Source organism: Alienimonas californiensis (assembly GCF_007743815.1).
Lineage (GTDB): Bacteria > Planctomycetota > Planctomycetia > Planctomycetales > Planctomycetaceae > Alienimonas > Alienimonas californiensis.
This window is the reverse complement of the sequence record NZ_CP036265.1, coordinates 1,342,561-1,367,850: the sequence shown is the minus strand read 5'-3', so window position 1 is coordinate 1,367,850 and position 25,290 is coordinate 1,342,561. Positions and strand designations below refer to the sequence as shown.

Genomic DNA, 25,290 nt, shown 5'->3' with positions numbered 1-25,290 from the left:
GGCGAGATTTGGTAGTGTCCGCATGGACACATGGCGAACGGCTGGTAGGCTCTCGAGTGTACGGGAGTCCACAACATGCTGTCCCTCTTCGACCCCGCAGCCCCCACATCTGGCGCCGGCCCCGGGACCTCCCGGGCGGCGACACGAACGCGGGTTCGTCATCTGGCCGACACGCTCCCCGGCGTGAGCGCCGGGCTGAGGAAAGAGGCGACCGCCGGGGCACTGGGAGCGTGGCTCGACGGCCCGGCGGGGCTCGTGGAACTGGTGGCGGGCGCCGGGGCCGCGGGCGAGGGGCCGGCACCGTGGGGGTTCGCGGTCGCCCTCGCCGCGGCGGCGCTGCGGGGGGCGGACGAGAGCGACAGGGACAAAGTGCACGAGCGGACGGCGGCGGTGGTGCTCGGCGGCGGGGGGCGGGGGCTGCCGGTGGCCTGGGCGGCCCTCGGGCTGCGGCGGGCGGTCTGGGTTCGCCCCCGCTCCGACCGCGATCGGCTGTGGGCGCTGGAACGCTGCCTGCGGTGCCCCGGGCTGGGGGCGACGGCGGGCTTCCTGCCGGCGGGGCTCGACCCGGTCGCCGCCCGCCGGCTGGCCCTGGCGGCGGAGACCGGCGCCGCGGCCGGCGGCGGCCCCGGCCTGCTGGTCCGCCCGGCGGCCGCCCGCCGCGAAGCCTGCTGGGCCGACGTGCGATTGGAAGTCGCTCCCGCCCCCGGCCCCGGCGTGCGGGAGTGCGATTCCCCCCGACCCCGCTGGCGCGTCCGCGTGCTGCGGCGGCGGGGAGCGGCGCTGACGGAGGACCTCGAACGCGGCGTGACCCTGGAGCTGACCGATGACGCACGGCTCGTCCCCGCGGAAGTCCCCGCCCCCGCGGACTCTTTGCCTGTGGCTGCCGGACTGGCCGGTGCAGCGGGTCCGCCGCGATTCGGCGAACGAAGCACAATCCGGCCCCGCCGCCGGGAGTTCGCCCGTGCCGGCTGACGGCTGCTCACCCGCCGGTTCCGCCGCTTCGCCCCTCGTCCTGCACCGGGCCGGGCGGCGGGGGCGGGAGGTCGCCGCCCGCTGCCGGGCCTGCCGGCGGGCCGGGGTGCGGCTGGGCATGCCGCTGGCGGAGGTCCCGCTGCACGTCCCGGACGCCGTCTGCGAGGAGCACGACCCCGCCGCCGACCGGGCGGCGCTGGAGGACCTCGCCGCGCTGTTCTCCCGGCGGCTCTCCCCCCGGGTGGGCGTCGCCGACGCCGGGGATGGGGCGGAACCCTGCGGGCTGGCGGCGGACGTGACCGGCTGCGCCCACCTGTTCGGCGGGGAGCGGGCGCTGGTCCGCTTCGCCGTGCGGCTGGCCCGGAGCGAACGTCTCGCCGCCCGGGCCGCGATCGCCGGCTGCGTCGGCGCCGCCTGGGGCCTGGCGCGGTTCGGCCCGGACCGCGTGACCATTCTGACCGACGACGAGCCCGCCGACCGCCTGCACGCCCTGCCGGCCGCGGCGCTGCGGTTGCCGACGAAGCTGCTCCGCACGCTGCGGGAGTTGGGCGTGACCGACGTCGGCGGCGTCCGCGGGTTGCCGCGGGCCTCGCTGCCGAGCCGGTTCGGGCCGGTCCTCGCCGAACGGCTGGACCGTTTCTTCGGTCGCCTGCCCGAGCCGATCGAACCCGTGCGGCCGCCGGCCCCGGTGGCGGCGAAGTGGGAGGGCGAGCACGCCCCCGCCGCCCGGGAGGCGGTCGGACGGCTGTGCGACGGGTTGATCGCGGAGGTTCTGAACCGCCTCCCCGAAAGCCGCGGCGTGCGGGAGGCCCGGTTCGAGTTCATCCCCGACAACGGCGGCCCGGCCCGCGTCGTCCCGCTGGCGACGGCCCGGCCGACGCGGGAGGCCGCCCGGCTGAGTTCGCTGCTGGCCCTCCGGCTGGACCGGCTCGAACTGCCCCCGCCGCGGCGGGCGACGCTGACCGTCACCGCCCACGAACGCCTGCGGGTCGCCCGCGGCACGCTGTTCGAGACCGGCGGCGAACAGGCCCGGGACCTGGCCGATCTGCTCGAAACCCTCTCCGGCCGGCTGGGGGAAGACCGCGTCTGCCGGGCCGAACCGACCGGCGATCCGCTGCCGGAGCGTTCCTACCGCCTCGTCCCCGCCCTGAACGGCCGGGGGGACGGCGGCTATCCCGTGCCGGCCGGCTGGCTGCCGGGGACGCGGCCGGTCGTGCTGCTGGACCCGCCGGAGCCGGTGCGGGTGCTCTCGCTGGTCCCGGACGGCCCGCCGTTCCGCCTGACCCGCCGCGGCCGCGGCACGACGGAGATCCCCTCCGCCTGGGGCCCGGAGCGTCTGCAAACCGGCTGGTGGGCCGGCCCGCGGACGGAGCGCGACTACTGGCGGGCCGAACTGGCCGGCGGGGAACGGCTCTGGCTGTTCCGCGACCTGAAGACCGGTCGCTGGTTCCTGCACGGCCTGTTCAGCTAGCGCCGGGAGACCGTTCATGCCGGAGACGCCGCACCCGCCCTCGCGCCCTGACGCGCCCGTAACGCCGAGGGCCGGCCGGCCCTCGGCGTTAACTGAGAGGGGGGCGAACTATGCGGAGTTGCGTTGCCGGTCGAACTTCACGTTCCTCGAGGGCGCCAGCCACCCGGACGAACTGGTCGAGACCGCCGCGGCCCTTGGTTACGCCGGCCTCGCGGTGACGGACGTGAACACCCTCGCCGGCGTGGTGCGGGCGCACGTCGCGGCGAAGCGGGTCGGGCTGCCGCTGTTGGTCGGGGCGGAAGTCGTCTGCCGCGACGCTCCCCCCTGCGTGCTGCTGGCGGAGACGCGGGCCGGTTACGCCAACCTGTCGCGATTGCTCACGGCCGGCCGGCGGCGGGCGCCGAAGGGAGCGTGCGACCTCCGCTTCTCCGACGTCGCCGCCCACGCCGCCGGACTCTGCTGCGGCGTCACGCTAACTCTCGATCGGGAGTCCCGCGAGGAGACAACGACTCCCGCGGACTTCCGCGACGCCTTCCCCGGGCGTTGCTGGGGGTTGGTCGAACTGAGTCGCGGGCCGGAGGATCGGCGGGCGTTGGCGGAACAGTTGGCCGCGGCGAACGCGGCCCGGTTGCCGCCGGTCGCGGCGGGGGGCGTGCTGTATCACGCCCCGGACCGACGGTTTCTGCACGACGTGCTCACCGCGACCCGGCTGGGGCGGCCGGTGTCGGAACTGGTCGCCGAACTCGCCCCCAACGGGGAACGCCACCTCAAAGACCGCGGCGACCTGCTCCGCACCTTCCACGGCCGGGCCGACCTGCTGGATCGCACCGTCGAGATCGCCGAGCGCTGCCGGTTCAATCTGGACGAACTGCGGTACGAATACCCGGAGGAGATCGTCCCGAAGGGCGAAACGCCGATGGGCTACCTCGCCCGCCTGACCTGGGCCGGGGCGGAGAAGCGCTACCCCCGCGACCGCTATCCCAGGGGCGTGCCGGACGCGGTCAAGACGGCGCTGGGGCATGAATTGTGGCTGATCGAAAAGCTGAACTACGCGGCTTATTTCCTCACCGTCTACGACCTGGTGCGGTTCGCCCGCAGCCGGGGGATTCTCTGTCAGGGCCGGGGCTCGGCGGCGAACAGCGCCGTCTGCTACTGCCTGGGCGTCACCGCGGTGGACCCGGCGGAGCATCATCTCTTCTTCGAGCGGTTCCTGTCCGAGGAACGCAACGAACCGCCGGACATCGACGTCGACTTCGAACACGAACGCCGCGAGGAGGTGATTCAATACCTCTACCAAAAATACGGCCGGGAGCGGGCCGGCATCGCGGCGACGGTCATCACCTACCGCCCCCGCAGCGCCATCCGCGACGTCGGCAAGGCGCTGGGGCTGAGTCTGGACCGGGTCGACGCGCTCGCCAAAAGCATCGGCCGCTACGGCGAGGAGGGCTGCGGCGAGAAACTGAAAACCCGCTTCCGCGAGGCGGCGTTCGACCCGGACACGCGGCTGGCCCAGCAGCTCATCACGCTCGTCCGGCAATTGCTGGGCTTTCCGCGGCACCTCTCGCAGCACAGCGGCGGGATGGTGATGACCCGCGGCCGGTTGGACGAACTCGTCCCCGTGGAAAACGCCAGCATGACCGACCGCACCGTCGTGCAGTGGGACAAGGACGATCTCGAAGCCCTCGGGCTGTTAAAAGTCGACGTGCTGGCGTTGGGGATGCTCACGGCGATTCAAAAGTGTTTTCGCCTGCTGGACGTGCACAGGCTCGCCCCGGAACTGCGGCGGAGCGCCTCGCCGGCCCGTCACGCCGAGGCCCCGCGGGACCTCGGCGTGACGGGGGCGAACGTGCTGGACCTGGCCGATATTCCGATCGACGATGCGGACACCTACCGCATGATCCGTCGGGCGGAGACGGCGGGGGTGTTTCAAATTGAAAGCCGCGCCCAGCGGGCCACGCTGCCCCGCACCCGGCCGGAGCGGTATTACGACCTCGTCATTGAAGTGGCCCTGATCCGTCCGGGGCCGATTCAGGGCGGGATGGTGCATCCGTATATCCGCCGCCGGCGGGGCGAAGAGGACGTGACCTACCCGGACGACCGGGTGAAGGCCGTGCTGGAACGCACGCTGGGGGTGCCGATCTTTCAGGAGCAGTGCATGAAGCTCGCCGAGGTCGCCGCCGGCTTCAGCCCGGGCGAGGCGGATCAATTGCGGCGGGCGCTGGCCGGGTGGCGGAAAAGCGGTCGGGACATCGGCGACTTCGAACGCAAATTGAAGGACGGCCTGCGGGCCAACGGCTACGAGCGGGACTTCGCCGACCGCCTGTTCGCTCAGATTCAGGGCTTCGGCGAGTACGGCTTCCCGGAGAGCCACGCCGCCAGCTTCGCCTGTCTGGTGGTCGTGAGTTGCTATCTCAAATGCAGGCATCCGGCGGCGTTCTTCGCGGCGATCCTGAACAGCCAGCCGATGGGCTTTTATCAGCCGGCCCAGCTTGTGAAAGAGGCGAAGCGGCAGGGGGTGATCGTGCGGCCGGCGTGCGTGAACGCCTCCGACTGGGACTGCACCCTCGAAGACCGGAACAAGGAAGGCCACGTCAGCGGCGGCCCGTTGCCGGAGCGGCCGGCGCTGCGGTTGGGGCTGCGGCAGATCGCCGGGCTGCGGGAGGTGCACGCGGAGGCGATTTCCCGGGCGCGGGCGGCGGGCGGGGCGTTCGTCTCCGTGGCGGACTGCGCCCGCCGGGCCGGGCTGCCGCGGACGGCCTGCGACCGGCTCGCCGGGGCGGGGGCGTTCGCCTCGCTGGGGCTGGCCCGCCGTCAGGCCCGCTGGCACGCCCTGCCGGATCGCACCGCGGCCCCGCTGCCGGACGCCGCGGGGCTGGAGGTCGAACCCTCCGACCCGACGCCGGCCCTGCCGAACTTCACCCCCCATCAAACCGTGATCGAGGACTACGCCCGCACCGGATTGAGCCTGAACGGCCACCCGATGGCGGCCGTCCGCGATCAATTAAAGACCCGCGGCGTATTGCCCTGCCGGCGGCTGGGCGGGCTGGCGGACGGCACGACCGCGACGGTCGCCGGGCTGGTGCTCATGCGGCAGCGGCCGGGGTCGGCGAAGGGGGTCACGTTCGTCACGATTGAAGACGAAACCGGCGAGACGAACCTCGTGCTCTGGCCGAGCGTGTGGGAGGCGTTCCACCGCCCCGCCCGCACCGCCGGGGCGCTGCTGGTGACGGGCGCCGTGCAGCGGGACGACAGCCGTAAGACGCTGCACCTGGTCGTCAGTCGGCTGACCGACCTGCGGGAGGCGCTGCGGTCCGGCCCCGCCGACGCCGCGCTCGACGGCGCCCGGCTGCGCAGCCGGGATTTTCACTGAGCGACGGCGGGCCGAGGCGCGAGCCGGGGCGTCGTGCTCCCCTCTCCCTTGAGGGAGAGGGGCTGGGGGTGAGGGTGACGCACGGTTCGCCCGCTGCCGCTCAAAGATTGTGAGCCCGAAGCGCAAGCGAGGCCGAGTGAGTCGGCCATGCTCGCCCGCCTCGGCTTGCGCCTCGGGCTGCAAGAGAGTGAGCGGACCCACAACGGCGACCGGGCGTCACTGTCCCCTCCCCCGGCCCCTCTCCCCCAGGGAGAGGGGCCGGGGGTGAGGGTGACGCACCCTCACCCGCCCCCGCTCTGTGCGGTGACGGACCGGCGGGAGAGCGAGGCGGGCCGTCGAAGAGCGTCCGGGAGTCGCCGCCCCCTCACCCCCGACCCCTCTCCCCCAAAAGGGGGGAGAGGGGAGAACCGGGATTCGACGCAGTTCATTCCCGCTCGAAGGCGTCCCAGAGGCGGAGGGTGCGGTCGTTGGAGCCGCTGACGATCTGCCGGCCGTCGGGGGTGATCGCCACGGCGTTCACGCTGCCGGTGTGGCCCTCCAGCGTGCCCTCGGCGGCGCCGGCGGCGAGGTTCCAGACCCGCACCGTGCCGTCGCCCCCCCCGCTGACGGCCCGCCGGCCGTCGGGGGTGATCGCCACGGCGTTCACGCCGTCGGGGTGGCCCTTCATGGTCCGCTCGGCGGCGCCGGTGGTCAGGTTCCAGATCCGCAGGGCGCCGTGCTTGTCCCCGCTGACGGCCCGCTCGCCGTCCGGGGCGATCGCCACGGCCCGCACCGCGGCGGCGTGGCCTTCGAGGACCCGCTCCTCCCGGCCGTCGGCGAGGTTCCAGACCCGGAGCGTGCCGTCGTCCGAGGCGCTGACCGCCCGTCCGCCGTCCGGCGCGACCGCGATTGAATTAATCTGCTCCGCGTGGCCCTTCAGAACGAACTGCTCCCGGCCGTCGGCGAGGGTCCAGACCCGCACCGTCTTGTCCCACGACCCGCTGAGCGCCCGCTGCCCGTCCGGCGTGATCGTCGCGGCGAGCACGCCCCAACTGTGCCCGTTGAGCGCCCGCTCCGGCTGGCCGTCGGCGAGGTTCCAGACCGCCAGCGTGCGGTCCCAGGACCCGCTGAGCGCCCGCGTCCCGTCCGGCGTGATCGCCACGGCGTTCACGCGTTCCCGGTGGCCCTCCAGGGTCCGTTCGGCGGTTCCCTCGGCGAGGTTCCAGACCCGCAGCGTCTTATCCCACGATCCGCTGACGGCCCGCTGCCCGTCCGGGGCGACGGCCAGCGACAGCACCCCGGCGAGGTGCCCCTCCGCCACCCGCGGCGGGGGCACGACCGCCCGCAGCCGCATCGGCGTGGGGCCCTTCGGCTCCCCGGTCGACGGCGCCCCGGTCGACGGCGGGGGGGCCTGTTCGACCATCAGATCCAAGGCGCGGGTCAGACGTTCGTCGACCGCGCCCCGTTCGACCGCGGCCAGCGCCGTGTCGCGGGCCTGCCGCTGGAGGCGGGAGAGGCGCGGTTCGTCCGTCGATAGCAGCGTCGCGGCCTGATCGCGCTGGGGCCGGGTGAGGGCGCCGTCGAGGAAGAACCCGTCGAGCACGTCCAATCGCTGGCGGAGCAGCACCGCGGCGGCGGTCCGCGACTTCAATGCCGCGGCGTGGATCGTGAGGGGGTAGCGGCTGGGGTCGACGACGTCCGCGGGGATGTCCACCCGGGGCCGGTGCAGGCCGCCCCGCTTCCTCGCCTCGGCGGAGACGGTGCCGTCCAGATAGGCGGCGACCTCGAAGGCCGTCACCACGCCGTCGCCGTTGCCGTCGGCCTTCCCGCCCAAGCCTTCGAGCAGGTGGAGGGTGAACACGCTCCGCTGTTTGTCGGGAGCGGTGAGGGCTTCCTCGTCGGCGCCGGCGGCGCCGAAAAAGATGCGGCCGCGGCCGGTGAAGGATTGCAGGGCGGCCTCGGCGTCCGCGGCGAAGGCTTTCGTGGGACGGCCGGGGTCGGTGCGGAGGCCGGCGGCGAAGCAGGCGTCGACGAACAGCGCCACGCGGCTGGCGGGCACCGCTTTCAAATAGCGGTCCAGTTCGCTTTGGGAGAGGGCGGAGCCGGCGAGGAAGGCGGCTTCGGCGTCCTGCGGGATCAGGTACGTTTGATCCCCCACCCGGGCGCCGTGACCGCTGAAGTAGAAGAAGACCGTGGACTCCTGCGGCACGGCCCGCAGGTCGTTCAACGCCTTGAGAATGTTGCGGCGGGAGGCGTCCTTGCCGATCAGCAGCGTGGCGTTCGCCTTCGGCACGCCGCCCACGGCCGGGTCGGTCAGCAGGTCGTAGACCGCCTTCGCGTCCGGCGCGCAGACGGGCAGGTCGGGGATGGCCGCGTCCGCGTAGTCCGGCACGCCGACGATCAGGGCGTGCCGCGGTTCGTTCTTCACCCGCCCGGCCACGGCGTTGGCCTCCTCCGCGGAGAACCGATCGTCCGGAGCCGCCGCCCCGTTCGGCGGGGTAGCCCCGTTGGGCAGGGCGGGGGCTTGGGCGAACGCGGTCGCCCCGGTCAGCAGACACAAGGCCAGCGCGGCGACGAACGGCCCGGAAGCGACGAGCGGCAGCGGACGGCGGGCGAACGACACGGCGACGGCGGGGGCTGCGGGGCGAAGGCTCAGGACAGGGTACCGGCGGCGGGTCAGCGGTCCGGTTCGAAGACGTCCCAGACCCGCAGGGTGTCGTCGTGGGAGCCGCTGACGATCCGCCCGCCGTCCGGCGTCACGGCCACGGCGTTCACGACGCCGGCGTGGCCCTGCAACGTGCGTTCGCAGACGCCGGTCGACAGGTTCCACACCTTCAGTTGCCCGTCCCAGGCGCCGCTGACGGCCCGGCGGCCGTCCGGGGTGACGGCGACGGCGTCGACCCATTCGGAGTGCCCCTCCAGCGTTCGCTCGCAGCTCCCGTCGGCGAGGTTCCAGACCTTCAACGTCCCGTCGCCCGAGGCGCTGACGGCCCGCTGCCCGTCCGGGGCGATCGCCACCGCGGTCACGCTGTTGGAATGGCCCGTCAGCGTGCGCTCGCAGGCGCCGGTGGTCAGGTTCCAGATCCGCAGGTCGTTGTCGTAGGAGGCGCTGACGGCCCGCGTCCCGTCCGGCGTGATCGCCAGGGCGGCGATCCAGTTCGTGTGGCCCTCCAGGGGATCGCCGGCCTCGCCGGTGCTCAGGTCCCAGACCCGCAGCGTCTTATCCCAGGCCCCGCTGACGGCCCGCTTGCCGTCCGGCGTGACGGCGACGGCGGTGACGTTGCTGGCGAGCCCCTCCAGCGTGCGTTCGCAGACTCCGGTGGCCAGATCCCAGACCTTCAACGTCTGGTCGGCCGACCCGCTGACGGCCCGCAGCCCGTCCGGGGTGACGGCCACGGCGGAGACCTTCCCCCCGTGCCCCTGATCGCCCCCCAGCGTGCGGTCGCAGGTTCGGGTGGCGAGGTTCCAGACCTTCAGCGTCCCGTCGGCCGAGGCGCTGACGGCCCGCCACCCGTCCGGCAAGACGGCGACGGCGGCGACGGGGCGGTCGTGCCCCTCCAGCGTCAGCGGCGCCGGCACGGTCGCCCGCAGGTGCATCGATTTGGGCGCCGCCGGCAGGGAGGGGGCGCCCATCCGGTCCAGGGCGAGCGACATCCGGGCGTCGACCGAACCGCGGTCGATCGCGGCCAGCACCTCGTCGCGGGCGATCCGTTCGTGGCCGGCGAGGGCTTTCTCGGGGCGCTTCACGAGATCCCGCGCCAGTTCGAGCCGCGCCAGGTTCAGCTTCCCGGCGTAGAAGAACGCCTCCAAGGCGTTCAGCCGCGTGCGGAGCAGTTTCGCGGCGGCGGTCCGCGACTCCAGCGCGGCGGCGTTGATGGTGAGGGGGTAGCGGCTGGGGTTCACCACGTCGGCGGGGAACTCCACCCGCGGGCTGTGCAGACCGCCCCGCTGGGCGGCTTCCACGGAGACGGTGCGGTCCAGATAGGCCTGCACCTCAAACGCCGTCACCACCCCGTCGAGGTTCTCGTCCGCCCCGCCCTTCAACCCGTCGAGCAGATGGAGGGTGAATACGCTCCGCTGCTTGTCCGGGGCGGTGAGGGCCTCTTCGTCCTCCCCCGCGGCCCCGAAGAAGATGCGGCCGCGGCCGGTGAAGGATTGCAGCGCCGCCTCGGCGTCGGCGGCGAAGGCCTTGGTCGGTTTCGACGGATCGGACCGCAGCCCGGCGGCGAAGCAGGCGTCCACGAACTGCACCATCCGGCTGGCGGGCACGGCCTCCAGATAACGGTTTAATTCGTTCTGCGAGAGCGCGGAACCGGCGAGGAAGCTGGCTTCGGCGTCCTGCGGGATGAGGTACGTCTGATCGCCCACCCGGGCGCCGTGGCCGCTGAAATAGAAGTACACGGTCGCGTTCTTCGGCGTCGCCCGCAGTGCGTTCAACGCTTTGAGGACCCCGTTGCGGGAGGCGTCCTTGCCGATCAACAGTGTGGCGTTCGCCTTCGGCACGCCGCCCACGTTCGGGTCGGTCAGCGCCGCGTAGACCTCCTTGGCGTCCAGATCGCAGACCGGCAGGTCGGGGATCGCCTGGTCGTCGTAGTCGCTCACGCCGACGACCACTGCATACCGCGGGATGGTCCGGACGTCGTTCGCCTCGTCGACGGAGAACTCGTCCTCCGGCTCGCCGGGCGGCTGCGCGTGCGCGACGGCCGGGCCGAGGCCCCCGCCGAGCGCCGCGGCGATCAGCAGCGAAGCGACGGCGAGCGGCGGGGGGCACGGGGCGGGCACGGCAGGGTCCAGGACGCGGGGGAACGGGGGGACGCGCGGGCGCCGGGGGCGGGCGCCGCGGGCTCAGCGGGCGCGATCGTACCGGATCGTGACGAAGGCGAAGGGGGGCAGGACCTCGCGGCGGACGGACTTCTGATCGACGGTGAACCCTTCGCCGCGGTCGATCTCCAGGGACTTCGTCCCGCCGCCCTTCACCAGGTCCCCCGCTTTGCCGGGGGGGGCGACGTCGGAGAACTGCACGTGGATCACGCCGATCCGCCCGCTAGCGTCGCGGCCCTGCGAGGAGGCCGCCCCGGCGCCGTACTCCACCATCGAGAACGCCTGATAATTGTTCTGCCCCTCCATCCGCAGGAACCAGCCGGGGATGTCGAGGGTCTGGCCGGGCTCGTAAATATAATGCGGGCCGACCGTCAGCTTGCCGTCCGGGCCGCGGTGGACCTTGTCGGCGAAGTGGAAGCTGTTCAGCCCGTCCAGCGAGGCCTTCACGCCGATCTCCTCCTCGGAGCCGTTATAGACCCGCAACTGAAAGACCTCGCCCAGCTCCAAATCCACGAACACCTTGCCGTCCTGCACCGTCGCGGCCCGCGGGCGGAGCTGGCTCAGCGACGGCCCGGCCATCACCTCGACGGCCAGCAGGCTTTCGGAGTCCGGCTGCACCTGGCTGCCGTTCCGCACCGACGCGGTGGGGGAGGCCTCGAGCTGCTCCAGGTCGGCCCGCTGCTTGTTCTTCTCGGCCTCGGCGCCGGGCGCGGGGGCGGCGGGGTCGGGCTTGGGGGCGGGTTCGGCGATCGTGCCGGTGACGCCGATCACCTCGGCGACCTCCTCGTTGGCGTCGATCCGCAGGGGGATGCGGGTGATCGTCTCGGCGAACTCCAAGTCGACGACCTCGGCGTCCACTTTCACGACCTTGCGGCCGTCGAACTCCGAGCCCCGCGTTTTGGCGAAGGCGTAGGTGCCGTGCACCTCGAAGGCAGCGTCCTTCGTCACCACGCGGGCGTTCGCGGCTTCCAGCGCCGTCTTCAGGGACTCCTCCAGCCCGGGGCCGAAGTTCGCGCTGAGGCCGACCGGGGCGAACTGGCCGATCTGCACCGGTTTGCCGTCCGCCACCTCGGTCACCCGCTTGGCGAGGGCGGCGCACTGGGCGGCGACGGTCGCTTCCCCCTCGGCGGCGGGGGCGGTTGGGGCGGCGGAGAGCGCGACGGTCAGGGAGAGCCACCCGACGAGGGCGGCGGAAATCGATGAGCGAGCCATGTCGAGGGGCGTGGTGAGGAGGACGGGGGGCGGAGACGCGGTTTCAAAACCAACCCGAAGCGTGAGCGAGGGCGTCGGGCGCAGCCCGGCGAGCGTTTCCCCGCGGCGACGCCGCGGGGCCCTCGCTGACGCTTCGGGTTGGTGAACGGTCATTTCAGATCCAAATCGGACTCACAGCGGGGTGACCGGCGTGTACCGCAGCCGGCGGGCGAGTTCCTGCATCAGGGAGACGCCGCGGTAGGTCGCCTCCCACTCCGGCCGGCCGATCGCCCCGCCCTCCAGCAGCGGTTCCAGGCCTAATTCCTTCAGATCGCGGTGGCTGACGCGGTCGCGGAGCTCTTCAAAACTGGCGAGGTTCAATTCGGCGGCGACCGCCTCCCCGTCCAGGAACACCAGCCGGTGCTGACGGGCGACGTGGCCGATCGGATCGACGTAGCCCTCGGCGGTGGGTTCGCTGTCGTCGAACTCCGCCACGGCCTGCCGGAGGGCCCGCAGGTAGGCGGCGCGGTCGCTCTGCACGAGGCGGTCCATCTCCTCCTTGGGCGGGTGGAGTTGGCGGATGAGGTCCTCGGCCTCGCCGAACACCCCGTTGCCGGTCCGCATGGTGTCCGTCAGGTCGATCATGCCGGTCTTATGACAGGCGAAGCAGGAGACGCCGTTGACGATCGAGGGGGTGCCGGCCGTCTTGAGGGTGTCGCCGACGACCTCGATCGGCCCGGCGTGCAGGTAGGCGCCCGCGCCGTCGGACAGGAAGTAGCCGTGCAGGCCGTTGGGCAGGCTGAAGATCGCCTCGCCGCCGTCGTGCTTGAAGGCGAGGCGTTCGTGGTTTGTAAACGCCCCCGCCGGGCCGAGGGGGAACCGGGTGAGCTTGCCGCGGCCGTTGTCCGGGCCGAAGTCGTAGCTTTTCCAGTAGGCGCCGTAGGGGGAGGCGTGCCGTTCGACCAGCCGGTTCTGGGCGCTGACGCCGCTGCGGGAGAAGCCGGCTCGGGCGATGGTCCGCGGCCGCGGGTCCGCGAAGTGGCGCTTCACGTCCACGTCCAGCTTCTTTTCCAGAGCCAGTTCGGTCTCCGGCAGATCGAGCAGCACGTTATAAAGCGGCGGGCGGGCGGCGGCGGCGACGAACCAGTCGGCCCGCACGATCGGCAGCGTCGTGCCGGACAAATCCTCCAGATCCTCGCCCAAACGGCCCAGCGTCTCGCCCTCGTCCCCGCCGAGGTTCCCGTAACTCAGGCCGTACGGGTAGGCCTTCAACACGGTCTGCCAGTCGGCGGCGTCCCAGCCGTAATCCCGCAGATCGACGGCGTACAGCACGCCGCCGGGCAGCCCCTCGCCGGTCACCTCGCGGGGCGGGGTGATGGTGGGTTCCCAGGACATACTGTTGACGGATTTGGACAGCGCCGCCCGGTAGGCAGGCAGGTCCGAGGCGAGCACGTTCGGATTATTGAACAGCGTGTGCAGGCTGAAGTACCGCCGCGTCGGCCGGTCTTCGCGGGTCGTCTCCCGCAGGTCGTCCCGCACGGCGGAGAGCACCGAGGTGAGCATGACGTGCTGGCGGTCGGCCTCGGAGGGGAAGTCCGGGGCGCCGGCCGCCAGCCAGGCCCGCAGTGCCGCCCGGTCCGACTCCGGCACGGGGGCTTGTTCGCGGATGTTAGTGGGGGGCATGTAATTCGTCTCGATCGCGTCCAGCACGAAGCTGTCGGCGGGGCTGTCGGCGTCGAGGTGGCCGGCCTTCTTTAACGAGGCCACGTCCAGCACGTCGAAGCTCCCCCCGGGGGAGCCCTCGCCGCTGTGACAGCGGGAGCAGTGCGTCCTTAAAACGGAGCGGGCCGCGGAGGCGACGGTCGCCGAGTCCGCGGCCGTCTCCGTCGCGCCCCCGGCGGGGGCGGCCGAGAACACGACGGCCGCGGCGAGCGCGGCGGGGAGCAGGCGAGCGTTCATCACGGCGACGGCTTGAAGGGAGCGACGGGAGGCGAGACGCCGGACACGCATCCGGCGAATGGGAGAGGACGCGGGGCGAGTCTCATGACAAACCCCCTTGACCCCGCCCGCAACCGTTAATCCATGACCCACGCGGGGAGCGGACTGAACGGGGACGACGGAGGGGGCGAAGTTCGACACGCGAGCGATACGCCGCCGATCGCGGGCTGCTTGCCGCAATCTGCAAAGAAACCGGACGACGCGTTGAATTCGTTCGTCCGCTTGCGGTTTCGCGGCACCGGAGAACCCTTGGGCGCCGCGAAACCGCAAGCGGACGTTGGGAACGCAATCCGCAGTTTGACTCTCAATCCGCGGCAGGAGCCGGCGGACGGGGTCAGACGTTGAGGATCGCCTCGCCCCGCAGGGCGTCGATTAATTTGCGGACGGTTTCGTCCGTCCGGGATCGCACCTCGATCGGCGGTTCGCCGGCCTCGACGGCGGCGAGTTGTGCGTCCAGTGCCGCGGCCCAGTTGCGGCACTTCTCCCGCAATAATTCCGCCGACGCCGGCGATAGGGCGGGGTGCTCGGCGAGGATCAGCACGCTGCACCCGGCCCGAAACTCCGCGATCCGCTTCGCCACCGCCGGGGCGTCCTCGGGGCGTTTGCCGAACCACTCCTCGGCCTCGTCGGCTAATTCGTTCAGGTAGGCCCGGGGCGAGTCGGCCTGCGGCAGACCCTCCGGCCCGGCCCAGCCCCAGCCGATCGTCGCGACCGGGACGGTTAACTGCGGTGCAACGTCCATGAACACGGCGACCAGAAAGCCCAGCGCCAGCCCGGCCAAGCCCGACAGCCCGGCCGCGACCAGCGAACGTCCGGACCCCCGCCGCTCCTGTTTCGGCGGCGCCGCGACCGTCTTCTCCGGCAGCGGCTTGGCGACGGGCGGTTCGCCGTCGCGGCGGCTTCCAGCCGCCGACTCTCGACGTGAATCGTTTCCGAGACTCCCGTTCGCGGCGCTCGCGGACGGCGGCAGGATGCCGCCGCGACGGAGGGTCGAGGCTTGCTCTGGCTGGGCGGACGCCCGTTTGGCGGGCGGCGGGGCGGGGGCGTCGGCGAGGCGTTCGGCGACGACCGCGGCGACGCGTTCGGCGGCGGCGAGCAGTTCCGGATCCTCGGCGGCGACGGCGTCCCAATGCGGGCCGCCCTCCTCCAACACCAACGTCCGCAGCGTGATCAGCAGCGCCGGCCGGGCCAGCAGCGCCGCGACCAGGCCCGCCGGCGCCGCGGCCACGCCGTCGGTCAGCACCGCGTCGCGGTGCGGGCCGAGGGCGGCGTCCAGGTCCGCGGGGTCGGCGGCCGGTTCGGCCTGCGGAGCCGTCTCGGCGGCGACCGCCGCCCCGAGGGCTTCCAGTTCCGCAACGAGCTGATCCAGCCCGCGGCCCACCAGCGCCCGGTCCAGCCACGGACCGCGGGCGCTGGGGGCGTCCGGCATCGTCTCCAGGAGGAAGGGGGCGTTCATGACGTCAGTCACGGTTCAGGCCGGGCGAGGCGTCGGCCGGGAGGCGGGAGGACGAGGACGAGGACGAAGCGGACGCGGGCGGGGGGGACGCGCTGCGGGAGAGGCAGTCGGACATCTTCTTCAGGCCGCGGGAGAAGGCGCCGTCGACGGTGCCCTTGGGCGTCGCCAGCCGGTCCGCCACCTCGTGATTCTTCAGGCCCTCCCGGTAGCGGAGGGCCAGGCAGGTGCGTTCGACCTCCGAAAGCCCGCCTAAACAGCGGGTCACGGCGTCGACCGTCTCCTGCCGTTCGACCCCCTCGTGCGGCTGGGGGGCGGGGGCGGCGGTCTCCCCGCGGTCCCGCTCCCGCAGCGCCCGGCGGGCCGCGGAGCGGCGCTGGGTGAGGGAATGATTCCGGGCGATCTGAAACAGCCAGGGCCGGAAGGGCCGGGTGCGGTCGTAGTCGCCGAAGTGGCTCCAGACCCGCAACCAGGCCTCCTGGGCGGCGTCCTCGGCTTCGGCGGACCGCAGCCCGGACGCCTTCAAAAAACCGATCAGCCGCGGGGTCAGCGAGAGCACCAACCGGGACCAGGCGGCCCGGTCCCCCTCGGCCGCGGCGGCGGCGAGTGCGTCGTCGGGGGAGGGGGCAGCGCCGGGATCGAGCATGGCGTCGGGGGGAACGGCGGGGACCGCGAGAGTCCCCATCCGCCCCCGCAGCCGCAACCCTCCGCCGGCCGCCGCGACAGGCCCTCAGTGACAGACCTTCACCTTCACGCGGTAGGGCACGCGAACTTTCGCCCGGTAGGGAACCTCGGCCACGTACGGGTCGCCGTAGCTGTCGTATTGAACGACGTGCTTGTGTTTCACCACGGTCTCGACGCGGTATTTGGTGACCCACTCGTACCGGCAGTCGTCGTGATAATCGGTGCGGTAATTGATCCGGTAATCGTTGCGGGAATCGGTGTGGCAGGAACCGGAATCGCAGTGGCCGGCGGCGGCGATCGAGGGGGCGGCCAACGCTGCGGCGAGGGCGGCGGCGGGCAGCAGGCGGGCGGTGACGAGGCGGAACATTAGGAAACCTTTCGGTGGGGGCCGGGTGCGGCCGGGAGTCGGGTTCGGCGGAAAAACCGGGGAGCCGGCGGCCCCCTCGTCAGGCGATACGCCGCCGCCGCCGCTCCGCTTCCCGCCGTCCGAAAAGTTTCTCGCAGACCGTCCGCAACCGCCGCTCCTCCCGCCCGTCACGGTTGATCACCCGCCCCCCGGCGGGGCGGGCGGCGCCGGCGGGTCCAGGATTTCTGGCGAAGCGGGCGGCGCCGGCGCATCGAGGAACTCCGGCGGGGCGGGGGGCGCCGGCGGATCGAAGGGCGCCGGCGGGGCGGGGGGAAGGCCTCCCGGGGCGGGGGGAAAGACTCCCGGGGCGGGGGGAATCATGGCGGAGGGGGTGATGTCGAGAGACCCGGCGCCCTCGTCGAGAAAGGTGGGGCCGCGGACGTTGCCGCTGAGGTCGCAGTTCTCGACGGTCGCGCCGGCGCCGGCCCGCACCCAGATCGCCTGGTAGCCGTTGCCGGCGATCGTGCAGCGGCGGAGGGTCGGCCGGGTGCCCGCGTCCTGGAGCGTCACGCCGGCGTATTGATGGTCCTTGAACGTGCACCCCTCGAACACTCCGGCGGCGCCGTCATGGATCAAGAGTCCCGTGTCCTTTCCGCCCACGACGGAGCAGTTCGTCAGCGTGGGGGCCGTGCCGGCGCCCTCCACGAAGATGCTGGCGAGGGCGTCGCCGGTGAAGGCGCAGTCCTGATAGGAGCCGGCGGCCCCGCCCCCGATGTAGAGCCCGTGGGCGCCGTCTTCGGCGGAGCAGTTCTTGAGCGAGGGGGCCGTACCGGCGCCCGCCACGGCGATGCTGGGCCCCTTGTGACGCTTGAAGACGCACCCTTCATAGGTCCCGGCGGCGCCGTCGAGGATCACCAATCCGTTGCCCTCGCCGTCCTCGGCGGAGCAGTTCCTGACCGTGGGCGCCGTGCCGGCGCCCGCCGCCGCGAAGCCGATCCCCTTGGCGCGTCGGACGACGCACCCCGCATAGAAACCGCCCGCGCCGTCCGCGATGTGGATCCCGTTCAAGCCCGCGTCTTCCACAACGCAGTTTCGCACCGTGGGCTCGGCGCCGGCCCCCTGGACGCCGACGCCGCCGCCGAACTCCGACCGCAAGAAGCAGTCTTCGATCGTCGGTCGCCCCGCAGTCACGTAGATCGCCTCGAACGTCTCCACCGGCTCGCCCTCCGCGTTCAAGCGGGCGGGGGCGGTGCAGGTCAGCGAGAGCCCCCGCACGACGGCGCCGGTCGCCGTCAGCCACACCGGGTAGCCGGTCGCGCACTGGATCTCGATCTCCTCCCGCGGACCTACGCCCTCCAGCGTGACGGGGCGGTCGATCACGAGCGGCTCCTCCCGATACGTCCCCGGCAGAACGCGGACGCGGCCGTCGTCGGCGACCTTCGCCAGGGCCTCGGCGACGGTCCGCACGTCGCCGGAGCCGTCGGCGGCGACGGTCACGACCTTGCGGCCGGTCAGCAGCGCCTCGGCGACCGCCCGGAAGGTGAAGGCGTCCCCGCCCGCGGCGAACTGCTCCGCCGCCCGGTGCAGGCGGGGGTCCGCCTGCCCCTGCAACGCGGCGGCGACGCGGTCGTGCAGGACGGGGGGATAGCCGTCCGGGGAGGTCTGCGCCGCGAGTTGGGCGATCAGGGCGGCGACGTCGGTCGCGGGCACGGCCAGGGGGAGCCGACGGGCGGCGAGCGGCCCATAAAACGCCGGGGACTGCTCGATCCGCCGCCCCTCCGGCAGCCCCTGGTTGTAGTCGGCGATCAGCGCCTTCACCCGGGCCTCCATGACCGGCTCCACGTCGCCCAGGGAGATCACGCCGTCCCCGTCCCGGTCGCCCGCGGCGCCGCGCAGGCAATCCAGGAACGCCTTGGTGAACACCCCGTGCCGCAGCGAGGGGACCTCCACGCTGACCTGGCCGGCGGCGCAACTGGCGATCTTCACCTGCCCGGTCGGTTTGGCCAGCGCCGCGGCGAACGCCGGCGACATCGCCGCGACCGTGCCCGCGGCGCCCACCGCCTTCGTCCCGCCGATCCGCTCCTGGCAGGCGTCGACCAGCAACAGCCGATGGCCCGCCCGGGAGCGGCCGGCTTCGTCCTCCACGATCGACAGCGGCAGCGCCGTGACCCCCAACCGGCGGCGGCGGCCGTCCGAGGGCATGACGAACGGCGTGCCGGCGTCGTCGAAGCCGTGCGAACTGAGCGAGATCACCAACGGCGCCCGGGCGGCGGCGTTCTCGGCGCCGGCCGGTCCGGCGGCCTGTCCCGCGGCCGGTCCGACGGCCTGGGCGGCGGCGTCGCAGGCCCGGAACAGGCCGTCGAGGATCTCCGACTTCGTCGCCCCCGTCACCTGCGCCCCGGCCGCCGTCAGCGCTTTTAATTCCGCCTGGCCCCGCTCCCCGTCCGGCTCCCCGGAGAGGGCCAGCGTGCAGTTCTTCGCCGGGATCAGGTCCAGTTCCAGGGCGAACAGGTGGGCCAGACCGACGGCGTCGTTCACCGCGTACCGCAGGTCGGAGACGGCGCCGGAGGGGTCGGAGAACCGGTTCACCCCCACGAACAGCCCCGCCCCGCCGGCGGGGGCGTCCGTTTGCAGCGGCCGCGGCGGCGCCGCGATCAACGCCGGCCCCGCCGCCTGCCCCCACGCCGGCGCCGCAACGGTCAATACGCCTTGAACGACGACGACGACCGGGACGAGATGGAAACGCATCGGACGGCGCCTCGGACGGGACGCGGGGACGGGGGCCACCAAGTGTGATCGCCCCCGCTCCCTGCGGCTAGCTGCGGCGGCGGGGGACTCTTGGGTCCGCCCGCCCCGCGGATTTCTCCGGTCGACTACTCGTCCTGTTTGCCGGGGGCCCGGTGCGGTTCGAACACCGTGGGGCGGAGCCGTTCGGCCCGGGAGACGGCCTCCTCATACAGCACCCGCTGGCTGCGAATCTTGCGGCCGCGTCGGTTCACCTTTCGCCACACGCCGTCGGCGTGCAGTTCGCGGGCTTTGACGTTGTCCCGGAAGTACAGGGCCATCGTCTCCCGCATCCGCCGTTTGAGGGGCTCGGCGGTGATCGGCACCAGCAGTTCGATCCGCCGGTCCAGGTTGCGGGGCATCCAGTCGGCGCTGGAGAGGTACATCAATTCATCCCCGCCGTGGACGAACCGCATCACGCGGGCGTGCTCCAGGAAGCGGTCCACCACGGAGACGACCTGAATGTTCTCGCTGACGCCCTCCACCCCCGGCCGCAGGCAGCAGATGCCCCGCACGTTCAGGCGGATCTTCACGCCGGCGGCGCTGGCGTCGTAGAGGGCGTCGATCAGCGCCGGGTCCACCAGCGAGTTCATCTTCGCGTCGATCCCCGCGGGCACGCCCTGTCGGGCGCGGTCGGCCTCGGCGCCGATCAATTCGGCCAGGCGCTCCCGCATGCCGATCGGCGCCGCCTCGATCCGCCGGAACGCCTGCGGCTGGCTGTAGCCGGTGACGGCGTTAAAGAAGTTGACGGCGTCCGCCGTGAGGTCCTCGTCGGCGGTCATCAGGCTGGCGTCGGAATAAATCCGGGCCGTCGACTCGTTATAGTTGCCGGTGCCGAAGTGGGCGTACCGACGCACGCCGTCCGGTTCGCGGCGGATCACCAGCAGCAGCTTGGCGTGCGTTTTGAGCCCCCGCACGCCGTAGATCACCTGCACGCCGGCCCGCTCCAGGTCGCGGGCCCACTCGATGTTACGGGCCTCGTCGAACCGGGCTTTCAGTTCGACCACCGCGGTGACGCTTTTCCCCTCCCGGGCGGCGGTTTTGAGGGCGGCGACGATCCGGCTGTCGGCGCTGGTGCGATATAAGGTCTGCTTGATGGCCAGCACGTCCGGGTCCTCGGCGGCCTCCTCGGCCAGCCGCACGACCGGCTCGTAGCTGTCGTAGGGGTGATAGAGAAGCACGTCGTTCGCCGCCAGCGCGTCGAACGACGGCTCCTCGCCCTCCAGCCGCGGCGGGGGCTGCGGGGGCCAGTCGTCGATCCGCAGGTCGTCGAAGCCCGCCGCCCCCGTGACCTTCATCAACGCCCCCAGGCCCACCGGCCCCGGCGCCGTATAAACGTCCTGCCCGGCGACGTCCAAACAGTGGGTCAGGAACGCCGTCGCCGCCTCGGAGGCCCCCGCGGCCAGTTCCAGCCGCACGCAGCCGGTGCGGCGGCGCTTTTCCAGCACCCGCCGCATCTGACGGAGCAGGTCCCCCGCCTGGTCCTCCCGGATGGCCAGGTCCGCGTTGCGGGTCACGCGGAAGGCGACCGTTTCCTCGACGGTCTGCCCCTCGAAGAACCGCCCGGCGAGGTGGGCGACGGCCTCCTCGACCGGCAGGTAGGCGAAGGCCCGGCCGCCCTCGTGGCTCCCCGGGGCGGGGGCGGACGCGGGTTTGGCGTCCGCGGGCGTGACGTCGGTCGGCAGGGTCAGCCAGCGGGGCACGGCCCGGCCGCAGGGGATCACCGCGAACCGCGGGCCGCCTTCGCTGAGGGCGTTCGCGGCGGCTTTGATCACCGGATGGTCCGCCTCCTCTTCGGCGGCGGCGGGGGCGAGCCGCACCAGCACGCAGACCGCCCCGGTCTCCACCAGCGGAAAGTCCTCCGGGCCGGTCACGCTGGTGGGCGTGAGCACCCCGAACAGGGCCTCGCGGAAGGCGTGATCCAGCGCCGTGGCCTGGTGCGAGGTCAGCTTCGCCGGGTTCGGCCGCACGAACCCGTGGCCGGCGAGCAGTTCGTCCAGCTCGGCCAGCAGGGCGTACTGGTCGGCGCTCATCCGGGAGCAGCGCTCGGCTATCGCGGCGAGTTGCTGCTCGGGCGTCATCCCCGCCGGATCGGTCCCCGGCGGGGCGCCGGGGACCGATCCGGCGAGGTCCTCGTCGTACAGCGCCCCCGCCTCGTCGTCGTCCCCCTGTCCGTCCCAGCCGTCGGCGTCTTCGCGGCCCTCCTCGGCGAGCATCTGCAGGCCGCCGACGCGGACCATGAAGAACTCGTCTAGGTTCGTCCCGGTGATGGCGAGGAACTTCAGCCGTTCCAGCGGCGGGACCAGCGGATCGGCCGCCTCGTCGAGCACCCGCTGGTTGAACTCCAGCCAGGACAGCTCGCGATTGAGAAAGTGTTCCGGCGACACGGGCGACGAACGGCTGCGGGACGAGGACGGAGGGCGGGGCGCCCCCCCATCATCCGAACCCCGCCGCAGCCGTCGACCGTGGCGGGGGCGCTTCGCGGAGCGACGAAGACGGCCTGCCTGCCGGCGTACGTGCCGACCTACGTGCCGGTGTAAACGAGGCCGTCCGGCTCCGTCAGGTCGTAGGCGATGTGAAAGAGGTCCGGGCTGCGGAACGTCCGCGGCTTCAGGTCGGCGACCTCTTCGAGAATCCCCAAGTCGACCAGCCGGCGGCAGTCGCCGAGGGCGGTGTTGTAGTGCACGCCGTGTCGGTCGGCCAAACCGGCCACCCGTACGAACGGACTTTCGAAGAGCCCGTCCACCACCGCCACCAGTCGCGCCCCGCCGTTGGCGGCGGCGACGCGACGGGTGAAGTCGGCCCGGACCGCCAGCAAGCGTTCGCAGCGGCGGACGGTGTCGTCCGCGGACTCGACGACGCCGCTGAGGCAATATTCGATCCAGCCGCCCCAGTCGCCGCGGGCGCTCACGGCGAGCAATCGGTCGTAATATTCCTGTTGAAACCGTTCGAAATACGGACTGAGATAAAGGCACGGTCGCGTGAGGGCTCCCCATTGCACGAAGCAGAGAGCCAGCAGCAAGCGGCCGATCCGGCCGTTCCCGTCTTCGAACGGGTGGATTGCCTCGAACTGATAATGCACCAGGAACGCGTCGACCAGCGGGTCTTGGAAGCGAGGGGACATCGTGAGGTAGGCGCCGAAGGCGTCGAGGCAGTCCGACAACCGTTCCGGCGGGGGAGGGATGAATTTGCGGTCCCGGCCGAGCGACACCTGCACCGTGCGAAACCGGCCGGGATGTCGGTCCGAACCGCGTACGCCGGCCATCAACGCCGCGTGCATCCCGCGCAGGTCGGCGAGCCCCAGCGGCCGTCCCCCCCGTTCCGCGGCGACGCGCAGCACCCCGGCCAGATTCGCCGTCTCCCGGCGGGCGTTGCGACGCTCCGACTCGCCCTCCACCGCGTCGTCCGGGTCGTCCGGCCCCCCTTCCAGTTCAAACAGCAGCAACTCCCGGGGGGTCACGTGCGTCCCCTCGATTTTTGAGGAGAGAACCGCCTCCCGGGCGACCAGTGGCCGCAGCAACACCGTCGGGTCCGGCAACAACCGGCTGAGACCCTCCAGCACGCCCACCCGCTCCTTCGCCGCGGCCAGCAGTGGCCAGAGCTGGGCGGGAAACTCCCAGTCGGGCGGCAAAGGATGCGGGATGAACGACCAATCCTCCTCCCACGGCCCGCCCGGCCGACGCGACGGCAGGCGGATCGAGACCAACTCCCCGGGGGCGTCGGCTGTGAAGGCGTCGCGGTTCACGCGATTGCACTCGGACGGGAGGCGATTGCAGTTTCAGGGCTCATTCTGCACTCGAGGTCGCCGCGATTGCAAAACCTTTTACTCGCCCTCCGGCCAGTTGGCCTCCGCCACGGTTTCGAACAGCCGGGCCAGCACGGCGGAGCGGACCTCGGACGGCTCCACGATCGTGCAGCCGTGGCGGCGGGCGGCGGCGAGGAAGTCCGTCTCGCCCCAGACCGCGGTGGCGTCGGCGACGCGCAGCCGCGGCTCGAACCCGGATTTCGCGAACGCCTTCGGCCCCTCGCCGAGCGGCGCCGGACCCGCCCCCGCCGCGGCGGATTCGCCGCGGACCAGGGCGTCGAGGTGCGTCATGTAGATCGCCCGCCACGGCACCGCCCGGGCGTCCAGCGAGCGGGCCAGCGTCGCGGCGGCGTCGTCGTCCGGGTCCGCGATCGCCACGTTCGCCCCCCGGTCCCGCAGCGCCTGGATCATCCCCGCCGCCCCGGTCCCGGCGCCCAGCAGGGCGACCTGACGGCGCTCCAGGCTGCCGTCGAAGCAGGCCGCCAGCGCGTCCGCCACCGCGGCCCGGGAGAGCGACCGACCCCGCCAGCCGTCGTCGTCCTGCAGCGCCACCGTCGGCACGGCGCCGCCTGACGTGCCGCCCGCCGACGGGGGCGAGACGAACCGCGACCACCCGACGGCCGCCTCCGCGGAGAGCGCCGGGCCCAGCGCCGCCGCCCGAACCTTCAAAATGCGCAGCATGTCGCCCAGATGGTCGAACCGCCCCGCCTCCAGCGGCAGCGCCCGGTGCGGCGCCCCGGCGGCCCGGGCCGCGGCGTTCCAGCGGGCGCAGACCGCCGTCTGACCGGCGTCCGCGTCGTCGCCCGGTCCGCCCCCCCCGTGCTCCGTCGGGAAGCCGGCGAAGGCCACGAACCGCGTGTTCCGATCGATCGACCGGGCGTCGTAGACCGCGTCCAACTCCTCCACCGTGGGCTGGCCGGGCACGTCCTCCATGCCCTTTTCCAGCGCCGCGTAGATCCACGGGGAGCCGAACCGGCGGGCGAGAAGGCTGAACGTCAGCCCGCCCGCCCCGATCCCCTGACCGACCACCGGCACGGACAGCTTTTGCGAGACCGCGTAGATCAGCGGCCAGGCCATCGACAGGTGCGGCGTCGGCCAGGTGAACTTCACCGCGTCGGCGTGGAACTCTTGGACGGCCCGCTGCACCGTCGCCTCGATCTTCTTCAGCGGCTTGTGGGGGCTATGGAAGGCGACCAGCCGTTTGGTCTGGCCGAACCGCGGCAGGGCCTCGGCGGCGTCCACGTCCAGCTCCACGTAGGCCGGCCCGGCGATGATCGCCTGCCGGAGCAGCCCCAGCCGGTGCGTCTCCCCCCCGTCGTACTGCCCGCCGTGCTGCCGGCTGCGGCAGGAGACGATCACCGGCTTCGGACAGGCCGCGAGCAGATCGCCCACGTCCGGGTCCTTCGTGAGGTGATCCAGACACAGCTCCACCAGGTCCGCCCGCCGGGCGGCGTTGAGCAGATCGACCTTCGCCAGCGTCCGGCTGGTCGGCGTGACGGCGATGCAGAGCACGGGGCGGCCTCTTCCGGTGATGCGAAGAGCGGCCCAAGCCGGAGCCATGGCTCCGCCTTAGGAGGGAACGTGCGTTGTACCGCGGCGCCGCGGCCGGCTCACGGGTGATGAACTCACGGGTAGTCCTGCCCCACCGGGCGAACCGTTAGCGTGTTGACGTGCACGTTCGCCGGCTGGGAAGCGACGAACCGGATGCAGCGGGCCACGTCCTCCGGGTCCAGCATCGCCCCGAACTTCTCGATCACCTGACCGAAGTTCTCGTGGTCGTAGCCGGCGACCTCCTGAAACTCGCTGGCCACGATGCCCGGCTTGATCGTGGTGACCCGCACGCCGCTTTTGCCGACCTCCCGCCGCAGGGCCTCGGCGGCGGCCTCGACGGCGAACTTCGTCGCCCCGTACACGCCGGAGAACGGCGACACGTTCGTCCCCACCACCGACCCGATCACGAACAGGTCCCGCGGGACGTCGTCGCTCGGCCCGTCGTGCACGGCCCGCAGGGCTTCGGCGGCGACCCGCATCAGGTGCATCGCCCCCAGCACGTTGAGGCGCGTCATCTCCTCCCAGGCGGCTTCGTCGGAACTCAGCACGCCGCCCTGCAACCCCCGCCCGGCGTTGGCGACGACCAGATCCGGCAGCCCGCCCAGCGCCGCGGTCGCCGTGGTCCAGAGCGCGTCGACGGCCGCGTTGTCCGCGGCGTCCGCCGGCGCCGCGTGGGCGATCCCGCCGGCCGCTTCGATCCCCGAGACGACCGTCTCCAACCGCTCCGCCCGCCGGGCGCTGACGACCACCGCGGCCCCCGCGCCGGCCAGAATCTCCGCGATCGCCCGCCCGATGCCCGACGAGGCCCCCGTCACCAGGGCGCGACGTCCGGCCAGCGGACGGAACGGATCGGGATCGGCCATCG

15 protein-coding genes are annotated in these 25,290 nt (G+C 72.6%); 3 read left to right on the top strand and 12 right to left on the bottom strand.

Going from position 1 to position 25,290, the window contains the following annotated elements; genetic code table 11:
* Positions 1-183 precede the first annotated feature (183 nt).
* The 3 genes from CA12_RS05365 to CA12_RS05355 are packed head-to-tail and all read left to right on the top strand — an operon-like array spanning position 184 to position 5,813.
* Entirely contained in the window at positions 184-972 is a 789-nt protein-coding gene (locus CA12_RS05365) for a hypothetical protein (protein ID WP_145357844.1), read from the top strand.
* Positions 962-2,443, top strand: coding sequence for a Y-family DNA polymerase (locus CA12_RS05360; protein WP_145357843.1), 1,482 nt, complete (start codon positions 962-964; stop codon positions 2,441-2,443). Before CA12_RS05365 ends, CA12_RS05360 begins: the two co-directional genes overlap by 11 nt.
* Positions 2,444-2,459: 16 nt before the next feature.
* The gene (locus CA12_RS05355; protein ID WP_145357842.1) at positions 2,460-5,813 is read left to right on the top strand and encodes an error-prone DNA polymerase; all 3,354 of its coding nucleotides are present in this window, start codon (positions 2,460-2,462) and stop codon (positions 5,811-5,813) included.
* Positions 5,814-6,237: 424 nt separating this feature from the next.
* On the opposite strand, the gene CA12_RS05350 is transcribed toward CA12_RS05355, so the two are convergent.
* The 12 genes from CA12_RS05350 to CA12_RS05295 form a co-directional block, all read right to left on the bottom strand.
* Positions 6,238-8,415 (bottom strand): caspase family protein, encoded by a 2,178-nt coding sequence (locus CA12_RS05350; protein WP_145357841.1) that lies wholly within the window; start codon positions 8,413-8,415, stop codon positions 6,238-6,240.
* Between the two features lie 53 nt (positions 8,416-8,468).
* Entirely contained in the window at positions 8,469-10,574 is a 2,106-nt protein-coding gene (locus CA12_RS05345) for a caspase family protein (protein WP_145357840.1), read from the bottom strand.
* 63 nt (positions 10,575-10,637) lie between these two features.
* Positions 10,638-11,825 carry a hypothetical protein gene (locus tag CA12_RS05340; protein ID WP_165700569.1) on the bottom strand — a complete coding sequence of 396 codons (1,188 nt, stop codon included), beginning with the start codon at positions 11,823-11,825 and terminating at the stop codon, positions 10,638-10,640.
* 171 nt (positions 11,826-11,996) lie between these two features.
* Positions 11,997-13,763, bottom strand: coding sequence for a hypothetical protein (locus CA12_RS05335; RefSeq protein ID WP_145357838.1), 1,767 nt, complete (start codon positions 13,761-13,763; stop codon positions 11,997-11,999).
* 373 nt (positions 13,764-14,136) lie between these two features.
* Positions 14,137-15,258: a hypothetical protein gene (locus CA12_RS05330; RefSeq protein WP_207622151.1), complete on the bottom strand. Its 1,122-nt coding sequence runs from the start codon at positions 15,256-15,258 to the stop codon at positions 14,137-14,139.
* 4 nt (positions 15,259-15,262) lie between these two features.
* Positions 15,263-15,901 carry an RNA polymerase sigma factor gene (locus CA12_RS05325; RefSeq protein ID WP_165700568.1) on the bottom strand — a complete coding sequence of 213 codons (639 nt, stop codon included), beginning with the start codon at positions 15,899-15,901 and terminating at the stop codon, positions 15,263-15,265.
* A gap of 84 nt (positions 15,902-15,985) precedes the next feature.
* On the bottom strand, positions 15,986-16,306 hold the full coding sequence (locus tag CA12_RS05320) for a hypothetical protein (RefSeq protein WP_145357835.1): 321 nt from the start codon (positions 16,304-16,306) through the stop codon (positions 15,986-15,988).
* Between the two features lie 177 nt (positions 16,307-16,483).
* Complete coding sequence (locus tag CA12_RS05315; RefSeq protein ID WP_145357834.1) at positions 16,484-19,033, bottom strand: right-handed parallel beta-helix repeat-containing protein; 2,550 nt, start codon at positions 19,031-19,033, stop codon at positions 16,484-16,486.
* 125 nt (positions 19,034-19,158) lie between these two features.
* On the bottom strand, positions 19,159-21,456 hold the full coding sequence (gene ppk1 / locus CA12_RS05310; protein ID WP_165700445.1) for a polyphosphate kinase 1: 2,298 nt from the start codon (positions 21,454-21,456) through the stop codon (positions 19,159-19,161).
* A 137-nt stretch (positions 21,457-21,593) separates the two neighbouring features.
* Entirely contained in the window at positions 21,594-22,814 is a 1,221-nt protein-coding gene (locus tag CA12_RS05305) for a Fic family protein (RefSeq protein ID WP_145357832.1), read from the bottom strand.
* A 78-nt stretch (positions 22,815-22,892) separates the two neighbouring features.
* Positions 22,893-24,386, bottom strand: coding sequence for a bifunctional type I 3-dehydroquinate dehydratase/shikimate dehydrogenase (locus tag CA12_RS05300; protein WP_165700567.1), 1,494 nt, complete (start codon positions 24,384-24,386; stop codon positions 22,893-22,895).
* A 113-nt stretch (positions 24,387-24,499) separates the two neighbouring features.
* A complete protein-coding gene (locus CA12_RS05295; RefSeq protein ID WP_145357830.1) occupies positions 24,500-25,288 on the bottom strand; it encodes an SDR family oxidoreductase in 789 nt (262 codons plus the stop codon).
* Positions 25,289-25,290 lie beyond the last annotated feature (2 nt).